Raw genomic sequence first — 212 nt, 5'->3', positions numbered from 1 at the left:
CGTCGATGTGGACTCTTGGGGGAGATCAGCCTGTTATCCCCGGCGTACCTTTTATCCGTTGAGCGATGGCCCTTCCACGCGGGACCACCGGATCACTATGGCCGACTTTCGTCTCTGCTCGACTTGTCGGTCTCGCAGTCAGGCTGGCTTATGCCATTGCACTCGTCGAGCGATTTCCGACCGCTCTGAGCCAACCTTCGCGCGCCTCCGTT

1 rRNA gene is annotated in these 212 nt (G+C 59.9%); it reads right to left on the bottom strand.

Annotated features, from left to right (window positions below):
* Positions 1-212, bottom strand: a 23S ribosomal RNA gene (locus N825_RS35960); the annotation flags it as partial.

Source organism: Skermanella stibiiresistens SB22 (assembly GCF_000576635.1).
GTDB lineage: Bacteria > Pseudomonadota > Alphaproteobacteria > Azospirillales > Azospirillaceae > Skermanella > Skermanella stibiiresistens.
The sequence above is the reverse complement of the archived record's forward strand: the minus strand, read 5'-3'. Positions and strand labels throughout refer to the sequence as shown.